We start from the raw sequence: 21,774 nt of genomic DNA, 5'->3' as shown, positions 1-21,774 counted from the left end.
GCAACTGTAGGAATTCTCGTTCACACGTTAGCTGTGCTGTCTGCCAGGATCGAGGCGTGAGCCGCTTCGTCGAACTGAACCACCCGATCCACGCGGGCCTGGTCACGTACCCAGGGATCCCGGGACCCGTCATCACCGACTATCTGTCCCGGGACGACTCCCGCGGCCGGTACGCACCGGACACCGACTTCCACATCGGCCGCATCGACCTGGTCGCCAACACCGGCACCTACCTCGACACGCCCGCGCACCGGTTCGAGGGCCGCGGCGACCTCACCGACGTGCCCCTCGACCGCGTCGCGGACCTGCCCGGGCTGCTGGTCGACGCGACCGGCGAGCGCGGGGTCGGCGCGGCGCTGCTCGCCAAGGCCCTGGGTGAGGGCACCGAGCTCGCCGATGCCGCCGTCCTCGTGTGTACGGGCTGGTCCAGGCACTTCGGCACCCCCGCCTACGGCGGAGCGGACGCGCCGTTCCTGACCCGCGACGCCGTCGAGTGGCTGGTGCAGCGCCGCCCGGCACTGGTCGGGATCGACTCCGTCAACATCGACGACGTCGCGGACCTGACCCGCCCCGCGCACACCGGCCTGCTCGACGCCGGCATCTACGTGGTGGAGCACCTCGCCGACCTCGACCGGCTGCCCCTCGACGGGTTCCGCTTCTCCGCGGTGCCGCCACGCGTCGCGGGCATGGGCACGTTCACCGTCCGCGCGTTCGCGGTGCTGGCATGATCGCGCTGCTCGGCTGGGCGGGCGCGGGCGTGCTGCTCGCCGCGTACGCGCTGGTCTCCGCGAAACGGATCACCGGCGACGGGCTCGTGTTCCAGGGCCTGAACATGGCCGGCGGGGCCGCTCTCGCGCTCAACTCCGCCGTCAACGGCGCCTGGCCCTCGGCCGTGCTCAACATCATCTGGGTCGCGATCGGCGCGGTGGCGGTGTTCCGCCTGGCCCGCCGCCGGGCGCGTCAGACCCGCCCGGAATACCAGGGTGTCCTGACGCGGTAGAAGGCGAACCGGCCCGGCGCCCCGGCCGCGCAGGCCAGATACGTGTGGCTCCAGGTGCACGTCTCCAGCGCCGCGTCGATGGCGCCGAGGTCGCGGGTCGCGCCGCTGTCCGCCTGCACGCCCAGCCACGGGAACGCGCCGGTCGGCACGTCGACCGGCAGCAGCAGGTAGCTGCCGTCGTCGAGGCGGGCGGCCTGCTTGCCGGGCCACCGCCGCACGACGTGCCCGGTGGCGTCCAGCAGCACCGCGCCGGCGGCGTCGCGCAGCATCAGGCGGTCGCCGACCGGCAGCAGGGTCCTGCCCCCGTCGACGTCGACGCGGAACTCGACCTTGCCGGTGCGGATGTCCAGCGCGGTCACCCTGCCCCGCTCGACCGCGCAGACGCGCCGTTCCCCGCAGGCGGCGAGCTGGCGCAACTTGGCCTGCGGGTCCGGGGACGTCCAGGTCCACTGGACCTTGCCGAGCTTCAAGCGGTCGTGGGCCCGCACCTTGTACCCGGTGCCGGGCTCGGCGACGAACACCTGCTCCTCGTACGGGTACACGACGTCCTCAGGCCCGGCGACCCCCGGCGCGGTGTCGTCGGGCTTGCCGCTGGACAGGCTGAGAACCTCGATGCCGCGGTCGGCCACCGCGCGGACCAGGTGCGGGTCGACGGTCAGCGGCTCGTCGAGGGCGACGCCGTCGACGGAGGTGGCCACCTGCTGGTGGCTCCAGTTGTCGGTCAGCCAGTAGCTGTGCTCGCCACCTGGCTGGTCGAGGACGGCGATCTCCTTCTGGGTGCCGACGTCGGTGATCACGAGGCGGTGGTCCGCCGCCCGGTACCGGACGAAGTACTTCCCGACGAGCTCCCACCGGTCGTCGGCGGTGACGTCGAGGCTGATGAACGGCACCCCGTTGGAGGCGTTCAGCAGGGTGATCGTGCGCTTCCGGGCGTGGTCCGGGGCGCCGGTGACGATGACGGAGCCACGCGCGAAGGAGAACGACTCGACGTCCTTCAGCGACGTGTTCGTCCAGATCGGCGCCGCGCCGGGCTTGTCGACGTTGACGGCGCGCAGCTGGAAGTGGCCGCCGGCGGCCGGGTAGCCGATGAACGCCCGGCCGCTGTCCAGGAACGCACGGACCCCGGCGCCCTCGACCGCGCCTGGGAACGTGACCTCGTCGATGCGGGTGAGCCGGTCGAACGCATACGGTCGCTGGTTGAGCCGGTAGACGAATGCGCCGGCCAGCACGGCCACGACGAGGACCGCGACGATGGCCGCCGACCACCGCGCACGCCTCGAGAGCCACAGCGACCGACGCGGGCGCAGGCCGTCGGCTAAGGCGTGCGTATGCACCCGCCGACCCTATCGCGGGTTCGTCTAAGAGAAGCTGTTGGGACCGAGCAGTGCCTTCAGGTCGCCCTTGAGCGCGGTGGTCGGGGCGACGTGATACGGCCCGAGGCGCAGCAGGGTGATCCGCGAGCCGTGGCTGAGCTTCACGTGCACCTCGGCCTTGCCGGGGTGGTTGAGCAGGATCTCCTTGAGCCGGTCGACCAGCGGCGGCGTGCACCGGTTCGCGGGCAGCGACAGCACCACCGGCCGGTTCTCGTCGGCGACAGTGACGTCGGGCATCGTCATGTCCATCGCCATGAGGCGGGGCGTCTCGTCCCGGCGGTCGACGCGGCCCTTCACCACGACGATCGCGTCCTCGGCGATGTACTGCCCGATGAGCTCATACGTGTTGGGGAAGAACAGCGCCTCGACCGCACCGCCGAGGTCCTCCAGGGTCGCCGACGCCCACGGCTTGCCCTGTTTGGTGATGCGCCGCTGCACGCCGGTGAGCATGCCGGCGAGGGTGACGACCGCGCCGTCCTGCACGGCGCCCTCCTCCGACAGGCTGCTGATCACCGTGTCGGCGGCCTTGGCGAGGACCGACTCCAGGCCGAACAGCGGGTGGTCGGACACGTACAGGCCGAGCATCTCCCGCTCGAAGGTGAGCAGCTCCCGCTTGTCCCACTCGATCTGCGGGATGGCCGCGGTCATCGTCGGCCCGGCGGTGCCGGCGTCGGTGGCGAACGCGTCGCCGAACAGGTCGAACTGGCCGATGGCCTCGTTCTTCTTGATGTCGGCGTACGCGTCGATCGCGTCGGCGTGGATGGCGAGCAGCCCGCGGCGCGGGTGCCCCATCGAGTCGAACGCGCCGGCCTTGATGAGCGACTCGACGGTCTTCTTGTTGCAGGCCACGGCGTCGACCTTGGACAGGAAGTCGTGGAAGTCCTTGTACGGCGCGGCCTGTCGGCACCGCACGATCGCGTCGACGACGTTGTGCCCGACGTTGCGCACGGCGGCCAGGCCGAAGCGGATGTCCTTGCCGACCGGGGTGAACGGCCCGGCGGAGGTGTTGACGTCCGGCGGCAGCACGTCGATGCCCATCCGGCGGCACTCCGACAGGTACAGGGCCATCTTGTCCTTGTCGTCGCCGACGCTGGTGAGCAGCCCGGCCATGTACTCCGCCGGGTAGTTCGCCTTGAGGTACGCCGTCCAGTACGACACCAGGCCGTAGCCGGCCGTGTGCGCCTTGTTGAACGCGTAGTCGGCGAACGGGACGAGCACGTCCCAGAGCTTCTTGATCGCCTCGTCGCTGTAGCCGTTGGCCTTCATGCCGTCGCGGAACGGCACGAACTCCTTCTCCAGGACCTCTTTCTTCTTCTTGCCCATGGCCCGGCGCAGCAGGTCGGCCTGGCCGAGGGTGTAGCCGGCGAGCTTCTGCGCGGCGCGCTGGACCTGCTCCTGGTAGACGATCAGCCCGTACGTGGGGCCGAGGATCTCCTTGAGCGGCTCCTCCAGCTCCGGGTGGATCGGGGTCATCTCCTGCTGCCCGTTCTTGCGCAGCGCGTAGTTGGTGTGCGAGTTGGCGCCCATCGGGCCCGGCCGGTACAGCGCCAGGACCGCGGAGATGTCCTCGAAGTTGTCGGGCTTCATCAGCCGCAGCAGCGAGCGCATCGGGCCGCCGTCGAGCTGGAACACGCCGAGCGTGTCGCCGCGGGCCAGCAGCTCGTAGGCGGGCTTGTCGTCCAGCTCCAGACCGAGCAGGTCGAGCTTGACGCCGTGGGTCCGTTCGATGTTCTTGAGCGCGTCGTCGATGATCGTCAGGTTGCGCAGGCCGAGGAAGTCCATCTTCAGCAGCCCGAGCGTCTCGCACGTCGGGTAGTCGAACTGCGTGATGATCGCGCCGTCGGCGTCGCGGCGCATCAGCGGCACGTGCTCGATCAGCGGCTCCGCGGACATGATGACGCCGGCGGCGTGCACGCCCGTCTGGCGGATCAGGCCCTCGATGCCCTTGGCGGTCTCGACGACCTTCTTGACGTCGGGGTCGCTGTCATACAGCGCGCGGAACTCGACCGCCTCGGAGTAGCGCGGGTGGTTGGGGTCGAAGATCCCCGACAGCGGGATGTCCTTGCCCATGACCGCCGGCGGCATCGCCTTGGTGATCCGGTCGCCGACCGCGAACGGGTAACCCAGGACCCGGGCCGAGTCCTTGATCGCGGCCTTGGCCTTGATCGTGCCGAACGTGGCGATCTGCGCGACCCGGTCCTCGCCCCACTTGTCCGTCACGTACCGGATGACGTCGCCGCGCCGGCGCTCGTCGAAGTCGATGTCGATGTCGGGCATCGAGACGCGGTCGGGGTTCAGGAACCGTTCGAAGATCAGCCCGTGCGGCAGCGGGTCGAGGTCGGTGATGCCCATCGCATACGCGACCAGGCTCCCGGCCGCCGAGCCACGGCCCGGGCCGACCGCGATGCCCTGGTTCTTCGCCCACAGGATGAAGTCGGACACGACCAGGAAGTAGGCCGGGAAGCCCATCTTCACGATCATGTCTGCCTCGTAGTCGGCCTGGCGCTGGTGCTCCTCGTCGATGCCACCCGGGAACCGGCGCGCCATCCCCCGCGCGACCTCGGCCCGGAAGAACGACTCCTCGGTCTCCCCCTCGGGGACCGGGAAGCGCGGCATCAGGTTGCGCTCGACGAACATGCCGTCGATGTCGACCTTCTCCGCGACGAGCAGCGTGTTGCGGCAGCCCGCCTGCCACAGCTCGGAGGTGTCGACGGCGCGCATCTCGTCTGCGGACTTCAGGTAGTAGCCCGACCCGCCGAACCGGAACCGGTTCGGGTCGTTGATGTTCGCCGCGGTCTGCACGCACAGCAGCACGTCGTGCGCCTCGGCCTGCGACTGATGCGTGTAGTGCGAGTCGTTGGTGACGACCGGCGGGATGTTGAGCCGCTTGGAGATCTCGGTCAGGCCCTCGCGGACGCGCCGCTCGATGTCCAGGCCGTGGTCCATGACCTCGAGGAAGTAGTTGTCCTTGCCGAAGATCTCCTGGTACTTGGCGGCCGCCTTCACCGCCTCGTCGAACTGGTCGAGCCGCAGCCGCGTCTGCACCTCGCCGGACGGGCAGCCGGTCGTGGCCATCAGCCCCTCGGCGTGCTCGGCGATGATCTCCATGTCCATCCGGGGCCACTTCACGAAGTGCCCCTCGATCGACGCCCGCGAGTTGAGCCGGAACAGGTTGTGCAGGCCGGTGCGGTTCTTCGCCCAGATGGTCTTGTGCGTATACCCGCCGGAGCCGGACACGTCGTCGTCCTTCTGGTCCGGCCGGCCCCACTTGACGCGCTGCTTCGTCAGCCGCGACTCGGGCGCGACATACGCCTCGACCCCGAGGATCGGCGTGACGCCGGCGGCCTTCGCCTGCTTGTAGAAGTCATACGCGCCATGCATGTTGCCGTGGTCGGTGATCGCGACGGCGGGCATGCCGAGACGGTTCGCCTCCTTGAACATGTCCTTGAGCCGCGCCGCTCCGTCGAGCATGGAGTACTCGGTGTGCACATGGAGATGCACGAACGAGTCAGCCATGCTGCGCCCCCTATTTTTCTGTCCCCTACGGTTCCGGCGAGCAGCCTAGCCACGGATCAAGATCGACACGCCGTCGAGCGGATGTGATCCCTCTTCCGTCGGTCACAGACCCGGGCAAAACGACGCCCGTCCCGGTGCTACCTGTCGCCCTGTCCCGACAAGTTTCCGCTGCTCATCGACGGTGCGTGACGGCCCCTTCACTGCGCCGCGGCGCGCTGTTCGCCGCGGCGCCGCTCGCCGTTCACTGCAGTTCGAGGGTCACCATCAACCGTAGGTGAGCGTCGACCCACAGCCCGGCGGTCGCGGCGTCCGGGTCCGGTCCGAGCCCGGAACGCAGCGCGCCGAGACCGGCCGCGGCGCGGTGCAGCCCGGCGCGGGTCAGGGTCTCCCCCGCGTCGCGCAGCCGGTCGCCGAACGTCGGCGGCAGCATCCGCAGCCCGCGGTGCGGCACCTCGGCCAGCAGCGCCACCGCCGCGTCGACCGCGAGCCGGAGCGGGTCGGCATCGACGATCACGCCGCCGTCGACCCGGAACCCACCCGCCGGCGCCAGGTCCGGCACCACGACCTCGTCGGCGCCGGTCGCGAGCCCGAGCGGTTCGATGAGGATCTCGCCACGCGTTCGGCCGACGGTACCGGCCACCGCCCGCACCGGCCCCGACAGCGCTGCCGCGATCGCGTCCAGGGCGCCGGGCGCCGCCGCCGAGTGGGTCGCGGTGACGGTCGCGACCCCACCGGCCGGGTCTGCGACGACCGCGTCGAGGCGTTGCGCGCCCGGCGTGTACCGCACCGACCGGACCTCCGCGACCTGCACTACCCGCACCAGTTCGGCCTCGACCCTGGGCCGCACGACCCGCGGCGGCAGCCGGTCGAGCTCGGCGGCGAGGGCCCGCAGGTCCCGCACGACGAGCGCGTCCGGCAGCGATGTCCACATCCCCTGCGACGGCGTGACGGTCGTCTTCGCGATCCGGCTGGTCGCGAGCCGGACGGTGCGGCTGGCGCTGCGGATCGCGGACTCGGTCACGACGTTGCCGGCCGCGAGCTGCGCGACCGTCGCCCCGCCGACGCGCCGCGTCTTCAGCGTTTCGGCGGCGTCGCTGAACGTCCGCCGCAGGACCAGGACCGTAGCGCTGTCCGCGTGCGCGAAGTAGATCTCGACCTGCCGGTCGGTGTCGCCGACGGCGCGGACCCGGCAGCCGAGCCCGTCGAGGCGGGCCCGCCGCATCGGCGTCTCGGCCGCCTCCTGCGTGCCGAGGACCCTGGCCCGCAGGCTCGCCCCCTGGTTGGCGACCGCCCGGTGCCTGGCGTGCAGCTCCGCGATGACTCCGGCGAGCTGCTCGTGGCTGTAGGAGGCGGCCCGCTGCTCGTACGCGCTGAGCTGCTCCGCCAGGTCGCCGACGGCGAGCAGCGGCCACCGCAGCCCGGCCCGGTCCAGCCGCTGCCGCACCTCCGCGACCGCGCCGGCGAGCCCGGGACCGACGTGCGTCGCGCCGGTCAGCAGGACCTCGTCGGCGAGCCGCAGCGCCGCTTCCAGCGACCCGTCGCCGCCCGCCCCGCCGGCCGTTTCCGGCCCTCCGACGTCGACCTGCACGTCCGGGTCGTCCGGAGCCTTCGCGTCGGCGACGCGGAACGCCCACACGGCGAGGGCGAGGACGTCGTCACGGGCCCCGGCGACGGCGTCGGTGTGCACGAACCCGAGATCGTCCGGAACCAGGAACCGCACCGTCGCCGACCCGAGCTCCACCCGCGGCGCCGGGTCACTCGCGGCCGGGCGGTGGACGCGAGCGACGTACCCGGCCCGGTGCGCCCGCCGCGCGGCCGCCAGCTGCCGGGCCCCGATCCGCGCCTCGAGCTGCTCGTCGGTGAAGTTCCCCGGCGACCACAGCACCACGGTCGCGCCGTCCTCGGCCTCGTCCCCGCCCGCCGGGGCGCTGCCGCTCTGGTACGCGACGACGAGCCCCACCACGTGCCGGCAGACGCCGGTGGCGCCGCAGGTGCAGGTCCCGCCCTCGAGACCGCCCGGCGGCAGCGCCGTGCGCGGCCCGTCCTGGTACACGCCGCGCACCGTCCCGTCCGGATCCGTCGTGACGGTCGGCGGCGCCGCCTCCACCTCACGCGTCGCCCGTTTCACCAGGCCACGGTTGGACAGCGCGGCGAGCCCGTCCGGGGTCAGCGCCAGAAGGTCCGCTCTCACCGGCCCGCCCGTCCCGCCGCCCACGGGCCTGCCCGCTCCGCCGCTCATCGGCCGACCTGCTCGGCTACGAACGCTGCCAGTTGCCCTGGGGTCATCGCGCCGACCGCCGCGCCGGCGTCGGCGAGGCGGCGGCCCATGTCCCGGTCGAACGCCGGGTCCGCGTCCTCGTCCAGCGCCGCCAGGCACAGCACCTTCGTGCCCTGCTCGGCGATGTCCCGCACCAACCGGACCAGCCGATGCTCGCTGCCACCCTCGTACAGGTCGCTGATCAGCACCAGAATCGTGCGCCGCGGCTGCTCGATCAGCCCCGCACCGTAGGCGACCGCCTTGGCGATGTCGGTGCCGCCGCCGAGCTGGACCTTCATCAGCAGCTCGACCGGGTCGTCGACGTCCGCGGTCAAATCCACCACCGCCGTGTCGAACGCGACCAGGTGCGTCTTCACACCGGGCAGCCCCCACAGGCACGCCGCGGTGACAGCTGAATGGATGACGCTGCCCGTCATCGACCCCGACTGGTCGACCAGCAGGATCACCTGCCACTGGTCCAGATGCCGTCTGGTACGCGAGACGAAGTACGCCGTCTCCACGTACACCTTGCGCTCCTCCGGCCGGTACCGGCCCAGGTTCGCCCGCAGGGTGCGCCGGATGTCGAAGTTCCTGGCAACCTTGAACCGGCTCGCCGTGCGCGACCGCGCGCCCGAGAACGCGTGCCGCACCTCCGTCGCCAGCTTCTCCACCAACTGCCGCACCACCGCTTCGACGATCCTGCGGGCCAGCAGCAGCACGTCGGGGTTCATCAGGTGCTTGGTGCGTAGCACCGCCTTGAGCAGCGTCGGGTTCGGCTCGATCCGCGCGAGGACCGCCGGATCGGTGACGACATCATGGATCTCGTACCGTTCAACGGCGTCCCGCTGCAGCCGCTCGATCGTCTCCTTCGGGAACAGCGTCGTGATGTCGTCGAGCCAGTCGACGGTCGTCACCACCGACGGCCCGTCACCACCGTGCCGCGGCTGCCGGACGCCGCGGCGTTCGAGGTCCTCGTCCCGCCCGTACAGCCAGTCGAGCGCCGCGTCCCGCCCTGCGCCGGCCTCGCTGAGCTGCCCGCCGGCCAGGACCGACTGCCCGGGCTCACCCAGCACCAGCCGCCACCGCTCCAGCGCCGCCCGCTGCTCCTCAGGCGTCCCAGCCAGCGCCCCGGCGGCGTCGTCCTCAGGTGCGGTCATGCCAGCAGCCCTTCACGGATGAGCACGGCATCGACACGCGCCTCCAGCGCAGCCGCCGCGGCGGCGAGCACCGGGTCACCACTCGGAACGCGCAGCAGCGACCGCCCCGTCCCACCAAGCCCCCGGCGGGCAAGCAGATGCCCGGCGACGGTCTCCCGCTCCCGCGGCGGGAAGTACGTGAACGCCTGCCGCAACGCCGGCAACGCAATCAGGAACTCAGCCTCACCCATGCCACTGACGAGATCGTCGAGCACGTCGAGCACCCGAGGCGCATGCAGCACCTCCTCCCGCGCAACAGCGAACAACCCAGCCAACCAGTCACCGACCGTCCCAGGCGCGCCCGCACCCCGCACCGCCCGGACCGGGTCCTCCACACCGCCCTCACCCACCACGCCTCCGCCACCCGCAGCGCCTCCACCACTTGCCACATCCCCGGCCCTCATCACATGCCCGGCCCCACCACCCGCAGTGCCTCCACCACTTGCCGCATCCCCAGCACTCACCACATCCCCGGCCTCACCACCCGCCGCGCCTCCACCATTCGCCGCGGCCCCAGCACTTGCCACGCCCCCGGGCCCGCCACTTGCCGCTGCCCCGCCAGTTGCAGCGCCTCCACTCACCGTGCCCGCGCCACTTGCCGTGCCCGCCCCACTTGCCGTGCCCGCCCCACCTGCCGTAGGCCCGCTACTTGCCGCACCGCCAGCACCCGCCGCGCCCCCGGCACCCGTCACATCCCCGCCACCTGCGGCGTCCCCGGTACCCGCCCGGTCCGTCCCGTCCGCGGCAACCACGGTGTCCGCCGATTTACCAGCGCCCGTCTGGTCCGTCCCGGCTGCGGCGCTCGTCGTGACTGTCGCCGTGCCGGTGCTGGCGGACCAGCCGAAGCCGAACGCGGCGCCGCGCAGGTCGGGCGGTGCGTCGCGGTCCATGGCGATGCGGTGCATCACCTCGAGCGCGACCTGCGGGTCCAGCCCGAGCCGCCGCCCGGCGTGCACCATCGTGTCCCGCACGGCGACGATCGCGTCGATGCGGGCCGGCTCCGCCGGGGCGGTGCTGCCGCGGACCCCTTCGGCGAGCCACAGCACCCGCTGGTGCGCGGCGCCGATCACGGTCCCGAGGGGCGCGCTGCCGGCGGTGCCGAGCAGGCGGTCGTGCCGCCACAGCGTCAGCACGACCGCGAGCAGCCGGCCGAGGGCGCCGAGGTCCGCGGCGGTGCCGACGGCGGCGTCGAGGTCGTGCAGGACCTGGTCCGACAGCTGGACGGTGCCGCACAACGCGGCGTCGAACAGCGCGCCGGCGAGCCCTGCGACGTCCGCGTCGCGGATCCGTTCGGCGAGCGCGGCGGCGGCCGCTTCTTCGAGGGTCGCGCCGTACGCACCTGCCTCGATCAACGCGACCAGCCGATGCTCGTGGGTGGTGACGTCCCACTGCTCGTCCAGCACAGGGTCGACCCCGGTCCGCGGCCCGCGCTGCCGGGTGAACCCCGGAATCCCGAGCACCCGCAGCCGGTGCAGCAGCCGGCTGCGGCGCAGCCCGTCGTCCGTGGTCAGGGCGAGCGTGACGGTGCGGGTCCCGGTGAGCTCTTCCCGTTCGAGGTCGGCGTCGGCGGCGTGGACGAGCGGCGGCAGCGGGGTCGACGGGTGCAGCCGGCCGACCCTCGACCCGCTGAGCGCGGCGACCATCTCCACGACGACCGGGTGGGTGCCGGCCCGCAGCCGCCCCCGGGTCGCCCACGGCAGCGGCTCGTCGAGTGCGTCGTGGACGAGCGCCCCGGCGAGCCCGTCCAGGATGTCGGTCCGGCCCGGGTGCCGGTGTCCGCGCACCAGCGCCAGCCCCGCGGCGGACGCGGCGGCGGCGATGAGGTCCGACGTCGACGCCTGCTGCTTCCGGTCGCGGAGCCGGCCGACGACGGCGGTCATGAGCTGGTCGGCGGCGTGCTTCGGACCGCCCTCCCACAGCTGCTGGTAGTACTCCGGCGACGGCATTCCCGACTGGTACCCGTCGAAGGCGTCCAGCCGCCGGAACGAGTACGGCACCAGGTAACTGCCGCCCACCGCGCCCTCGGGCAGCGCGGGCAGGTCGGGCCAGGCCACTTCCTTGGCGGGGCCGCTCGTGAGGCGGATCAGGGCCGGGCGGTGGAAGCCGCCGGTGACCACGACGACGGGCCGCTCCCCCGCGTCAGCTGCCGCCGCACGGATCCAGCGGGCCATGTACGCCTCCCGGCTGACGTCGCCCTCGCTCACCGGGGTTTCGCCGCGCAGCAGGTCGAAGTAGGCGGCGAGGCGTTCGGCGAGGCCGTCCTGGGATGGGATCTCGAACAGGTGGTCCCACAGGGCGTCGACGTTGTCGACGGCGAAGGCGGTGCAGAGCCGGTCGACGACGTCGGCGTAGCGCTGCTCGGCGTCGGCGTACCGGTTCTCCCGCTCGGCGAGGGCCGGGTCCCACGACGGCAGGTCGATGAAGCGCACCCTGGCGCCGGCGCGGTGGCCCTCCTGCAGGGCGACCCACTCCGGCGAGTACGCGCAGAACGGTGCCCACGAGCCCGACTGCCGCTCGTCGTCGCGGTAGCTGCTGAACACCGCGACCGGCAGGTCGTGCCCGAGGAGCAGCTCGCCGACGCGGTCGTTCATGTCGGCGGGGCCTTCGACGAGCACGTGCGCCGGCCGCAGCGCCGCGATCGTGTCGGCGACGAGCCTGGCGCAGGCGGGACTGTGGTGCCGCACGCCGATGAACGTCGTGGTCATCGCAGTGGTCCTAGCCGGGCAGCTGGTGGCGGGCGGCGTGCAAGGCCTTCCACTGTGCGCCGCGCCGCCAGGTCAGCTGCTGCTCCAGGTACCGGCGCAGCTTTGCAAGGTCTTCGCTGTTGTCCTTGGCGGCGGTTCCGGCGAGGCAGGACACCAGGTCCTCGGCGGTGCCGGCCTCGCGCCGCAGGAACCAGCCGCGCAACCCGACGGCGTGCGCGACCGACACCGCCTCGGCGGTGCTCATCACCGCGGACAGCCGCTCCATCGTGTCGCCACGCGCCGACTGCCCGGTCCGCAGCTCCCGGAACGTGGTGACGAGCACCTCCAGGACGTCACGGCGGGGCGCGGCGCTCACCCCGGAGCGGCGCAGCAGCGCGCCGGCCTCCGCCTCGACGAGCGCGAGCTCGGTGTCGAAGTCGGCGATCGGGAAGACGGTCTCGAAGTTGAACCGGCGTTTCAGCGCGGCGCTCATCTCGTTGACACCGCGGTCGCGGGTGTTCGCGGTCGCAATGACGTTGAACCCGTCGCGGGCGAACACCATCGCGTCGGGCCCGGTCAGCTCGGGGATCGTGAGGACCCGGTCGGACAGCGGCGAGAGCATGCAGTCCTGGACCTCGAGGGGGCAGCGGGTGATCTCCTCGAACCGCACGACCTTGCCCTCGGCCATTCCCCGCAGCAGCGGCGCGCGAACGAGCGAGCGCTGGTTGGGCCCTTCGGCGACGAGGAGTGCGTAGTTCCACGAGTACTTGATCTGGTCCTCGGTCGTCGCCGCGCCCCCTTGCACGGTCAGCGTCGAGTCGCCGCTGACGGCCGCGGCGAGCAGCTCCGACAGCAGCGACTTGGCGGTGCCGGGCTCACCGACCAGCATCAGCCCGCGGCTGGTGGCGAGCGACACGAGGGCCCGGTCGATGAGCGACGGGTCGCCGACGAACTTGCGGCTGACGCCCGCCGATGGGTCACCGACGATGAACCGCCGCGCGGCGGTGAGGCTCAGCGCCCAGCCGGGTGGCCGCTCACCGGTGTCGGTGTCGCGGAGCCTGGCCAACTCGTCGGCATACCGGACCTCGGCCGGCGGCCGCTGCACGGTGGCACCGTCCAGGGACGGCCGCACGGCGGCACCGTCCGGCGACGGCTGCACGACGGGACCGTCCAGGGACGGCTGCACGGTGGTGCCGTCGCGCAGCGGCTCGCCCGCCGGGTCCGCACTCGCGGCGCTCGCGGCATTCGCAGGACTCACTGCATGACCTCCCGCAGGTCTCTGATGATCTCGGACACGGTAACCGGGTCGAGCTCGCCGAACGTGTGCGGCCTGTCCCGGGTCCACCTGGTCTCGCCGGCACCGACGATCCACACTTCGAGGAACGCCTGCTCCGACAGCATCGTCACGTCGCCGACGGCATGCGCGGAGCTGACCGCACCGGACCAGTGCTCGGACGACCCGACCGCGGTCACGGTGACAGCGGCCGCGCCGAGCGGGATCACGCCAGCGCCGGGCCGGTTCGCGCCGGCGTCGCGGCACGCCAGACCGGCGTCGCTGAGGCCGGCCCGGGTCGACGGATGGTTCGCGCCGGCGTCGAGGCAGGCCAGACCGGCATCGCAGAGGCCGGCCCGGGTTGACGGATGGGTCGCGCCGGCGTCGAGGCAGGCCAGACCGGCATCGCGGAGGTCGGCCCGGATCGGCGGGCGGGTCAGCGCGCCCCGCAGATCGACGGCGCCGGACAGGCTCGCCACGGCCGTCTCCTTCCCGCCCGCCACCGGCCGGTGCGCGACCGACAGCCCGCCGCGCCGGGGCGCGACCGACAGCCCGCCGCGCCGGGGCGCGACCGACGGCCCGCCGCGCCGCGCCGCGACCGGCAGCCCGCCGCGGCGCGGCAGGATGCTGTGCCGCCGCGGCTCCGGGGTGGTGCAGGTGTCCTCGGTCATGCGGTCGCTTCCTCCAGGTCGCGGACGAGCTCGAAGGCGCCGATCGGGTCGAGGCCAGAGAGCGGCACCCGCTGCCGGCCCCGCCCGCCGGTGTGCCCGGTCTCGACCCGCACGGCGGTGACCGTCTGGACCGGGTCGACGGACACGTCGCCGTAGTGCAGGCCGGGGTCGAGCTCGACGACGGCAATCCGGCCGCCGGGGAGGTCCCGCTCGATCCCGCCCCAGTCGCCGTGGAGGCCGTCGGTGCGTCGCCACGCACCTCGGGTCAGCCCGGCGAACCGCCCGCTGGGCGCCTTCGCCCCGACGAACCTGGCCAGCGTGTCGCGGTCGCGCTCCTGCGCGGTGAGCCCGTGGGTGCCCCGTCCGAGCTGTGGAAACGGCTGGAGGATCGCGTAGTCGGCGAACAGCTCCGCCCACCGGCCGAGCGTGTCGCCGAGGTGCACCGGGTGCGCGACGCCGATCAGCGCGTCGTCAGCCACCGGCACCGGCGTGTCGTCAACGCCGGCGAGGGTCATGTCCTCCGCCAGCCGCATCGTGCGGAGCGGCGCGCCGGTGGTGTCGAAGGTCGCCCAGACGAGCCGCCGCGCGACGTGCCGGACGAGGGGGTGCCCGGCGATCAGCCGGTGGAAGTCGGCGCCGCTCCAGCGCCGCCCCAGGACCATTGCCCGCTCGAACCGGGGGATCTGCTCGGCCGCGACGATCCGCACGTCCTTCTTCAGCAGGGTGAAGCGTTTCGCGGCGGCGGGTGCCAGGGCCGGGTCGTCGCGGCCGCCCGGCTTCGGCAGGTCCTTGCGCCGGGCGCCGGTCTCGTCGGCGACGAACGGTTTGAGCCGCTCGTCGAAGCCGACCGTGAACCGGCGCGGCCCGAAGTCCAGCACCAGCGTGCCGGCGGTGTCGAGGCCGAGGTCGGGCACGAGCCGGTCGGCGAGCCGCTCCGGGGACAGCTCCAGGGACTCGGCGACCTCGGCGAGCCGCTGCTCGGCGCGGGCGCGCACCGACGGGGTGCGGACCTTCGTGGTGAGGCGGTGCAGGTGGGTGAGCGCCCCCTCGGTGCCGATCCTCGCGAGCACGTCGACGGCCGCGGTGGCCCTGGCGAGGGCGCCCTCGGCCGGCCAGGAGCGGATGTGCCCGGCGAGCCGCCGAGCGGTCTCGTCGTCGCCGAGGACCGCCTGTGCCTCGAGGACCCAGCCGGCGCGGGGTGGGGCGCCGGCCTCGATCCAGCGTTCCAGCAGCGACACCGCGAACCCGGCGAGCGACGCCGCCGTGCACGCCTCGCGGACGACGGCCAGGCCGGCATACGGCTCGGCCGGCTGGGACATGGCGAGCATCGTCAGCACGTGCCGGGCGGCGTCGACCGGCAGCGTCCCGGCGCCGCCGCGCAGTTCGACCGGGGCCAGCGCGGCGGGGTCGGCCCAGTCCGGCAGCGTCGGCGGCCGGGCCGGGAGCGTGTCGAGCGGGTCGGCGTCGAGCAGGTCCGTCACCGCGGCGGCGGCCTCGGCGCCACAGGCGCGGGCGGCGGCCTCGACCGCGTCGCGGCGGCCCAGCCCGGCGACGGCGCGCAGCGCCTGCCCGGCGACGCGGCGGGCGGATCCCGCCGGCCCGACCGCGGCAGGCACCAGGGCACGGGAGGCGGCGTCGGGGTGCCGGCGCAGCCAGGCGAGCGCGTGGTCGCGCGATCCGCGGGCGCCGAGGCGTTTGGCGGCGACGGCGGCGACCTCGGGCCCGGTGAACGGCAGCAGCAGCGGCATCCCGGCCGGACCGCGCTCGGCGAGCGACAGCATCAACGGCAGGACGAGGACCCCGAACCTGGCGATGAGCGCGGGCGACCAGCGCTCCTCGTCCCAGGTCCGGTTGGGACGCCAGCGGGCGGCGACCGGCCCGGCGAGGTCGATCGGGGCGTGCATGAAGAATCCGAAGGTGTCGAACCAGGAGCAGGCGCCCGCGTCGATGTCCCGGGCGAGCGCGGGCCAGTCGGAGCGCAGCCGCCCCCATTGACCGGCGCCACCCGCCCGGTCGAGCCACTCGGCCTGCTCCCCGGGCTCCCAGGTCACGGCGGGCTCGTCGGTGCAGCGCAGCCCTGGGACGACGGCGGGCTTGCGGGCGGACTGCCGCGCGGTGGTCCACGGTGGCGTGACGAGCAGCGGCGGCAGCGCCTCCGGCGGAGCGACGGTGCGGGCGTCGAGCGCGTCGAGCGCGGCGGCGACCCGGGTGGCGGCGGCTCCGCTCAACGCCGGCAGCACCTCGGCGGCGGCTCCGCTCAACGCCGGCAGGACCTCGGCGGCGACGTCGCGGTGCGCGGCGACGTGGGTGCGCAGCCGCTCGGCGACGCTGCGCCGGGAGGCGGACTCCGCCAGCAGCCGCACCGCCCGCCGCGGGAACCGTCCGCTCGCCTCGGTCAGCGCGGCCGGGACGTGGCGGTCGTCCAGGCGGTCCACCAGGGCCTGGAACGCCTCGTCGGTCGGCATCGCGGCGATGATCGACAGCAGGGACCGCCGGGCGTCGGCGGACGGCGCGAACCGGTCCAGCCACCGCACGAACAGCGGCGCGGCGGCGACGCCGAGCCCGTCGGCGATCGTGTGCAGCAGCCCGGCGTCGGTGAGCAAGCCCCACGGCGGGTGCGCGCCCACGAGCGTCTCGGCGTCCGCGACGGTGGTCACGGACGCGAGCATCAACAGGATGCGCCAGTCGTCGCCGCCGAGGTGGCCGCGCACCTCCTCGTCGACCCAGGCGGCCTCGGTCGGCGCGAGGAACGCCGCCACGACCCGGTGCGTCGCCGATCGCTCCCGCCACTGCCGGAGCAGCTCGACGAGCGGCCGATACTCCTCCTCGGGCGCCGCGGCGAGCGCGGCCCGCACCCTGGTCAGGACGGCGTCGGCCCCGTCAGACCCGCGCACGCGGCGCACCACGGGCTCTCCGGCCAACGACGACGGCCCCCAGTCGGCACCGTAGCCCAGGCCCTGCAGCTCCATGGCAGCCTCGACCGCGAACCGCAGCCCGTGCCGGGCGATCCATCCGTCGGCGAACACCGCGGCCGCAGCGCGGCTGGACGCGTCGGGCGGCCCGGTGTAGGCGGCGACGACGGCGGCCGCCCCGAGCGGGGTGCCGTCGCCGTCGAGGTGCGCCAGGCCAGCGTCGCGGACGTCGGCGGGGGTCCGGGAATCGGTGAGCGAGGTGCGCACGCTGGGGCGCCTGGCGATCAGGGTGGCGATGTCGGCGGGCCACGTCTCGGCCGGGCTGAACCCGGCGGGTGCCCCGCCGCGCCGCGGCCTGATGGCGCGCAGCCAGGAGGACGGCATGACGAACGTGTCCTCGACCGTGCCCATCCGCCGCCTCCCCGTGATCCAGATCGGATGGGCGCCACCATAACGACGCCCACCGACAATTTCGGTGGGACGGTCGCACGCTGCAAGAACGCATTTGATCATGAAAATGAGCAAATGGGGAAAATCGGATCCTCGGAAAAGTGTCGGACCCTCCTGTTACACCTACAGACATGGGATTGCGAACCAGCCGCGGGGTGAGCGTCGACGAGGCGCTCCGGATGGTCCTCACGCTGCCCGAGGTGGAGCAGCGCGTGCACGGCAACCATCTCGGCTTCCGGGTGCGCGACCGCGGGTTCGCCTATCTGTGCGAGGACGACTGGACCATGCTGGTCAAGACGTCCCGCGAGGAGCAGGCGGCCCTCGTCGAGGACGACCCGCGGGCCTACAAGAAGGCACACGCCTCCGGCCGGGTCGGCTGGGTGCAGGTGCGCCTGCGCAAGGCGCACGAGGACGAGCTCTGCGACCTCATCACCGAGGCATGGCGGATGACCGCACCACGGCCGATCGTGGCACGCCTGGATCTCGCCCTGCGCTGACGAAGGACGCGCTGACGAACGCTGCGCTGACGAAGGACGCGCCGACGAAGGATGCGCCGACGAAGGATGCGCTATCGCAGCGCGGACACCACCATGGTCACCAGACCCGCACTGAGCGCGGCAACGAAGCAGGCCGCGAGCACGATGCGCGAGGAGAGACGGGCCGCCGGGACGACACTGGCCAAGATCTTCATGCGGCGCAGGAAACCACGCCGGCCTGAAGCCGGCCTGTGGTCCGTCTGAAGGGAACCGCTCAACCCGCGCGGGACCCTGCCGATTGCGGCGGCTGTGGACGTGCGCGTGCTCGGACAGATCGAGATCATCGACGGTGACGGCCGGCGGATGACCGGCGACGACCTACCCCGGCGGGCCCGGCAGGTACTGGGGGTGCTCGCCGCCCGGCATGACCGGGTCCAGTCCAAGGACGCCCTGGCCGACGCGGTCTGGGGCGCGGACCTGCCCGGCAACGCCACGGCGGCGCTGGAGCACTACGTGTCGGTGCTGCGGCGGGCCTTGCAGCCGGGTGTGCCCACGGCCAGGTCGTTCATCGTGACCAGAGCCGGTGGGTACGTGTTCGCCACCGACCGGGCCCGTCTCGACCTCGCCGACCTGCGGGCCGCGGCGAAGGTCGCGGAGCGCCGCCCGGGGCAGCTCGACGTGCGGGAGCGGATCGTGGAGCTCGCGCCGGAGCTGCCGTTCACGGAGGACGAGTACGCCGACTGGGCCGCACCCGCCCGAGCCGAGGTCAAGGCGGTCCTCGTCGCGGCGCTGCTCGACCTCGCCGAGCCGGCCGCCGCCGCGGATCCGGCCCGGGCGTTGCGCCTGGCACGCGAGGCGACGGAGCTGGAGCCGTTCACCGAGCGCGGGTACCGCCTGGCGATGGTGGCCGGGGCGGCCCTCGGGCGGGCCGACGAGGTGGTCCGCTGGTTCGACCTGTGCCGGCGCGCCCTCGCCGACGACCTGGGCATCACCCCGTCCGCCGACACGACGTCGCTGCGCGACCGGCTCCTGGCCGAACTGCACACGCCCGGCACCCGGGCGAACACGAGCCCCACGACCCACGAGAGCACCGGCGACGAGGGCGACGGCGGACGCGCGGACGGTGACCGCCGCACGGCGGACCGCCGTAAAGCCGACCGCCGCAGGAACACCACCCGGTCCACGGACACGGCAGCGGACGACCCGCCGTTCGTCGGCCGCGCGGCCGAACTGGCGGCGCTCGCCGGCGGCCCCGGCGTCATCCACGTCGTCGGTCCCGCCGGCGCCGGGAAGTCGGCGCTGCTGGGCCGGCTGCGCGAGGAGGCGCCGGGCCGCGTCGGGCTGGGACGGGGGCCGGGGCCGGGCGGCGCGTTGCGGCTGGGGTGGCTGCGCACGGTGTTGCACCAGCTGGACCGGGCCGCGGACCGTACCCTCGACGCGGCGATGGGCGAGCGGCGCACGCTGCACCCCGGCGAGCTCGATGCGATCGCCGCCGACCTGCGCGGCTGTGTCATCGCCGTCGACGACGCGGAGCATCTCGACGCGGACTCCGTCAGTGAGCTGCGCTGGCTGCGGGAGCGCGGCCCGCGGGTCGTGGTCTCCTACCGCTACCCGTCGGCGATCGCCGACCGGCCGCTGCACGCGCTCGACGCGGACCTGGTGTTGCGGCTCGACCCGCTCGACGAGCGCGACCTGCCGGTCGACGCCCTCACCGCCAGCGGCGGCATCCCGGCGCTCGTGCGGCCCGGCGCCGGCACCGGCGATCCGGCGCTCGGCGAGGCGGTCGCGATGCACCTGGCCCGGCAGCGGACCCGGTGGATGGCGCCGGCGGCGTGGGAGGTCCTGCGGCTTACGGCGGCGCTCGGCCCGCTGCGGGTCGAGCAGCTCGCCGCGATCGGCGGCCTCGACCTCGACGAGGTCCTCGCGGCGGTCGACGGGCTGGTCCACGCCCATCTGCTCGTGGAGGGCCCCGACGGCAAAGTGCGGCACCGCAGCGAGCTGGTCCGCTCGGCGGTTGCCGCACAGATGTCCGCCGCGCACGGCCACCACCTACGCAGCCGCCTCGCCAGCGCCTGACAGAGGACCGGGCCCGCCTGACAGAGGGCCGGGCCCGCCTGACAGAGGGCCGGGCCCGCCTGACAGAGGGCCGGGCCCGCCTGACAGAGGGCCGGGCCCGCCTGACGGAGGACCGACAGAAAACGTCGTTGCGCCGCGGACACCCCGGACGTATGTTGTTCTCAGATCGAGAAATACTCTATCTGAGAAGGACTCCAGGTGGACGACGCCGACTTCCTCGCCAGCTACGACCCGCGTGCCTACCCGCCGGTGGCGGTGACCGTGGACATCGTGGCGTTCACGATCCGCAACGGCGCACTCAACGTGCTGCTGGTGCGCCGCGCCTGCCCGCCGAGCGAGGGCATGTGGGCCCTGCCCGGCGGCTTCGTCGGCCAGTGGGAGGACCTGCCGACCGCGGCCGCGCGGGAGCTCGCCGAGGAGACCGGCGTCGCCACCGCACACCGGCGGCTGCACCTGGAGCAGCTCGGCACCTACGGCGCGCCCGACCGGGACCCCCGCATGCGGGTGTTCTCGGTGGCCTACGTGGCGTTCGCGCCGGACCTGCCCGACCCCGTCTCCGGCACCGACGCCCGCGAGGCCGCCTGGGTGCCGATGGACGAGCGCCCCGCCGACCTCGCCTTCGACCACAGCACGATCGTCGCCGACGGCCTCGAACGGGCCAGGTCGAAGCTCGAGTACACGCCGCTGGCGACCCGGTTCGTCGGCGAGGAGTTCACGATCGCCGAGCTGCGCGCCGTCTACGAGACGGTGTGGGGCGAGCCGCTGCACGCCGGCAACTTCCACCGCAAGGTGCTGTCGGTCCCCGGGTTCGTCGAGAGCACCAACACGACCACCGAGCGCGGCGGCGCGCGGGGCGGTCCCCGGGCCAAGCTCTACCGCGCCGGCGACGCCCGGCTGCTGCACCCAGCCCTGCTCATGCCCAGTAGGGAGGAGACGGTCCGATGACCACCACTGCCGAGGCGATCGCGCTGATCGAGTCCGCGGGTACGGACCTGTTCGACGGCGACGACCCGGCCGGCACCTACCGGCGGCTGGCCCGCCTCACCCACCCCGACACCGCCGGCCCGCAGGGCGCCGCGGCGTTCGCCCGGCTCACCGACCTGTGGCGCAACCGCGGCACGATCCGCAGCGCCAAGGGCGTCTACTCCACCGCGACCCTCGCCTTCGAGGGCGACCTCGCCAACCTGTACACCGTGCCGGAGGGGCACCTGAAGCTCGTCCGGGACCCGGCGTGCAACGACCTCATGGCCCGGGAGGCGACGGCGTTGCGGCAGGTCGCCGAGCGCGGCGACCCGCGATACCTGCCCTACGTGCCGCGCCTGGTGGACTCGTTCCGCCACAAGGACGGCACCACCACGCGGCGCGGCAACGTGCTCGCGACGACGGCGAAGGGGCTGCACAGCCTCGCCGAGGTCGCCGAGCGCCGCCCGACGGGGCTCGACCCGCGCGACGCGGCGTGGATGTGGCGGCGGCTGCTCGTCGCCCTCGGCCTCGCGCACCGCGCCGGGGTCGTGCACGGCGCGGTCCTGCCCGAGCACGTCCTCATCGAACCCGGCGACCACGGCGTGGTGCTCGTCGACTGGTGCTACAGCACCACCGAGCCCGGCGATCGGATCCCCGCGATCGTGCCGCACCGCCGCGACCACTACCCGGCCGAGGTCCTCGCTCGCGAGGCCCCCGGCCCCTACACCGACCTGGCCATGGCCGCCCGGCTCATGGCCGACCTGATGGGCGAGCGCACACCGCAGGCCCTGCGGCGCTTCGCCGACGGCTGCCTGCTCGCGTCGCCGCGGCAGCGGCCCGACGACGCCTGGAAGCTGCTGGGCGAGCTCGACGACCTGCTGCACCGCCTGTACGGCCCCCGCAAGTTCCGACCGTTCACCCTGTAGA

15 protein-coding genes and 1 pseudogene are annotated in these 21,774 nt (G+C 73.5%); 6 read left to right on the top strand and 10 right to left on the bottom strand.

Annotation, left to right across the window (positions count from 1 at the left end; all coding sequences use genetic code 11):
• The first annotated feature begins 56 nt into the window (after positions 1-56).
• Positions 57-728 (top strand): cyclase family protein, encoded by a 672-nt coding sequence (locus tag AB0K00_RS47100; protein ID WP_363536089.1) that lies wholly within the window; start codon positions 57-59, stop codon positions 726-728.
• Positions 725-1,000, top strand: coding sequence for a hypothetical protein (locus AB0K00_RS47095; protein WP_363536087.1), 276 nt, complete (start codon positions 725-727; stop codon positions 998-1,000). The genes AB0K00_RS47100 and AB0K00_RS47095 overlap by 4 nt, the downstream gene beginning before the upstream one ends.
• Here the strand turns inward: AB0K00_RS47095 and AB0K00_RS47090 are convergent.
• The 9 genes and pseudogenes from AB0K00_RS47090 to AB0K00_RS47050 form a co-directional block, all read right to left on the bottom strand.
• Positions 961-2,334: a hypothetical protein gene (locus tag AB0K00_RS47090; RefSeq protein ID WP_363536084.1), complete on the bottom strand. Its 1,374-nt coding sequence runs from the start codon at positions 2,332-2,334 to the stop codon at positions 961-963. The genes AB0K00_RS47095 and AB0K00_RS47090 overlap by 40 nt on opposite strands.
• A 24-nt stretch (positions 2,335-2,358) precedes the next feature.
• Positions 2,359-5,889, bottom strand: coding sequence for a DNA polymerase III subunit alpha (dnaE, locus tag AB0K00_RS47085; RefSeq protein WP_363536081.1), 3,531 nt, complete (start codon positions 5,887-5,889; stop codon positions 2,359-2,361).
• Positions 5,890-6,130: 241 nt separating this feature from the next.
• Entirely contained in the window at positions 6,131-8,128 is a 1,998-nt protein-coding gene (locus AB0K00_RS47080) for a hypothetical protein (RefSeq protein ID WP_363536078.1), read from the bottom strand.
• Positions 8,125-9,303, bottom strand: a complete 1,179-nt coding sequence (locus AB0K00_RS47075; RefSeq protein WP_363536075.1) for a VWA domain-containing protein — start codon at positions 9,301-9,303, stop codon at positions 8,125-8,127. The genes AB0K00_RS47080 and AB0K00_RS47075 overlap by 4 nt, the downstream gene beginning before the upstream one ends.
• Positions 9,300-9,746: a DUF5682 family protein gene (locus AB0K00_RS47070; protein ID WP_363536135.1), complete on the bottom strand. Its 447-nt coding sequence runs from the start codon at positions 9,744-9,746 to the stop codon at positions 9,300-9,302. The genes AB0K00_RS47075 and AB0K00_RS47070 overlap by 4 nt, the downstream gene beginning before the upstream one ends.
• A 429-nt stretch (positions 9,747-10,175) precedes the next feature.
• A pseudogene (locus tag AB0K00_RS47065) lies at positions 10,176-12,047 on the bottom strand (DUF5682 family protein); the annotation flags it as partial.
• A gap of 10 nt (positions 12,048-12,057) precedes the next feature.
• The gene (locus AB0K00_RS47060) at positions 12,058-13,185 is read right to left on the bottom strand and encodes an AAA family ATPase (RefSeq protein WP_363536132.1); all 1,128 of its coding nucleotides are present in this window, start codon (positions 13,183-13,185) and stop codon (positions 12,058-12,060) included.
• A gap of 95 nt (positions 13,186-13,280) precedes the next feature.
• On the bottom strand, positions 13,281-13,970 hold the full coding sequence (locus AB0K00_RS47055; RefSeq protein WP_363536072.1) for a hypothetical protein: 690 nt from the start codon (positions 13,968-13,970) through the stop codon (positions 13,281-13,283).
• Positions 13,967-17,293, bottom strand: coding sequence for a DUF4132 domain-containing protein (locus AB0K00_RS47050; RefSeq protein WP_363536070.1), 3,327 nt, complete (start codon positions 17,291-17,293; stop codon positions 13,967-13,969). The genes AB0K00_RS47055 and AB0K00_RS47050 overlap by 4 nt, the downstream gene beginning before the upstream one ends.
• A gap of 170 nt (positions 17,294-17,463) precedes the next feature.
• On the opposite strand from AB0K00_RS47050, the gene AB0K00_RS47045 reads away from it, so the two are divergent.
• A complete protein-coding gene (locus tag AB0K00_RS47045; protein WP_363536067.1) occupies positions 17,464-17,829 on the top strand; it encodes an MmcQ/YjbR family DNA-binding protein in 366 nt (121 codons plus the stop codon).
• A 71-nt stretch (positions 17,830-17,900) separates the two neighbouring features.
• Here AB0K00_RS47045 and AB0K00_RS47040 read toward each other — a convergent pair whose 3' ends face one another.
• On the bottom strand, positions 17,901-18,023 hold the full coding sequence (locus AB0K00_RS47040) for a hypothetical protein (RefSeq protein WP_363536065.1): 123 nt from the start codon (positions 18,021-18,023) through the stop codon (positions 17,901-17,903).
• Positions 18,024-18,129: 106 nt separating this feature from the next.
• On the opposite strand from AB0K00_RS47040, the gene AB0K00_RS47035 reads away from it, so the two are divergent.
• The 3 genes from AB0K00_RS47035 (at position 18,130) to AB0K00_RS47025 (ending at position 21,773) form a co-directional block, all read left to right on the top strand.
• Positions 18,130-19,884: a BTAD domain-containing putative transcriptional regulator gene (locus AB0K00_RS47035; protein WP_363536062.1), complete on the top strand. Its 1,755-nt coding sequence runs from the start codon at positions 18,130-18,132 to the stop codon at positions 19,882-19,884.
• A 198-nt stretch (positions 19,885-20,082) separates the two neighbouring features.
• Positions 20,083-20,829 (top strand): NUDIX domain-containing protein, encoded by a 747-nt coding sequence (locus tag AB0K00_RS47030; protein ID WP_363536059.1) that lies wholly within the window; start codon positions 20,083-20,085, stop codon positions 20,827-20,829.
• A complete protein-coding gene (locus AB0K00_RS47025) occupies positions 20,826-21,773 on the top strand; it encodes a serine/threonine protein kinase (protein ID WP_363536056.1) in 948 nt (315 codons plus the stop codon). The genes AB0K00_RS47030 and AB0K00_RS47025 overlap by 4 nt, the downstream gene beginning before the upstream one ends.
• Position 21,774: the final 1 nt, after the last annotated feature.

It is taken from the genome of Dactylosporangium sp. NPDC049525, assembly GCF_040676755.1.
Classification (GTDB): domain Bacteria; phylum Actinomycetota; class Actinomycetes; order Mycobacteriales; family Micromonosporaceae; genus Dactylosporangium.
This window is presented reverse-complemented; position numbering and strand designations above follow the sequence as displayed.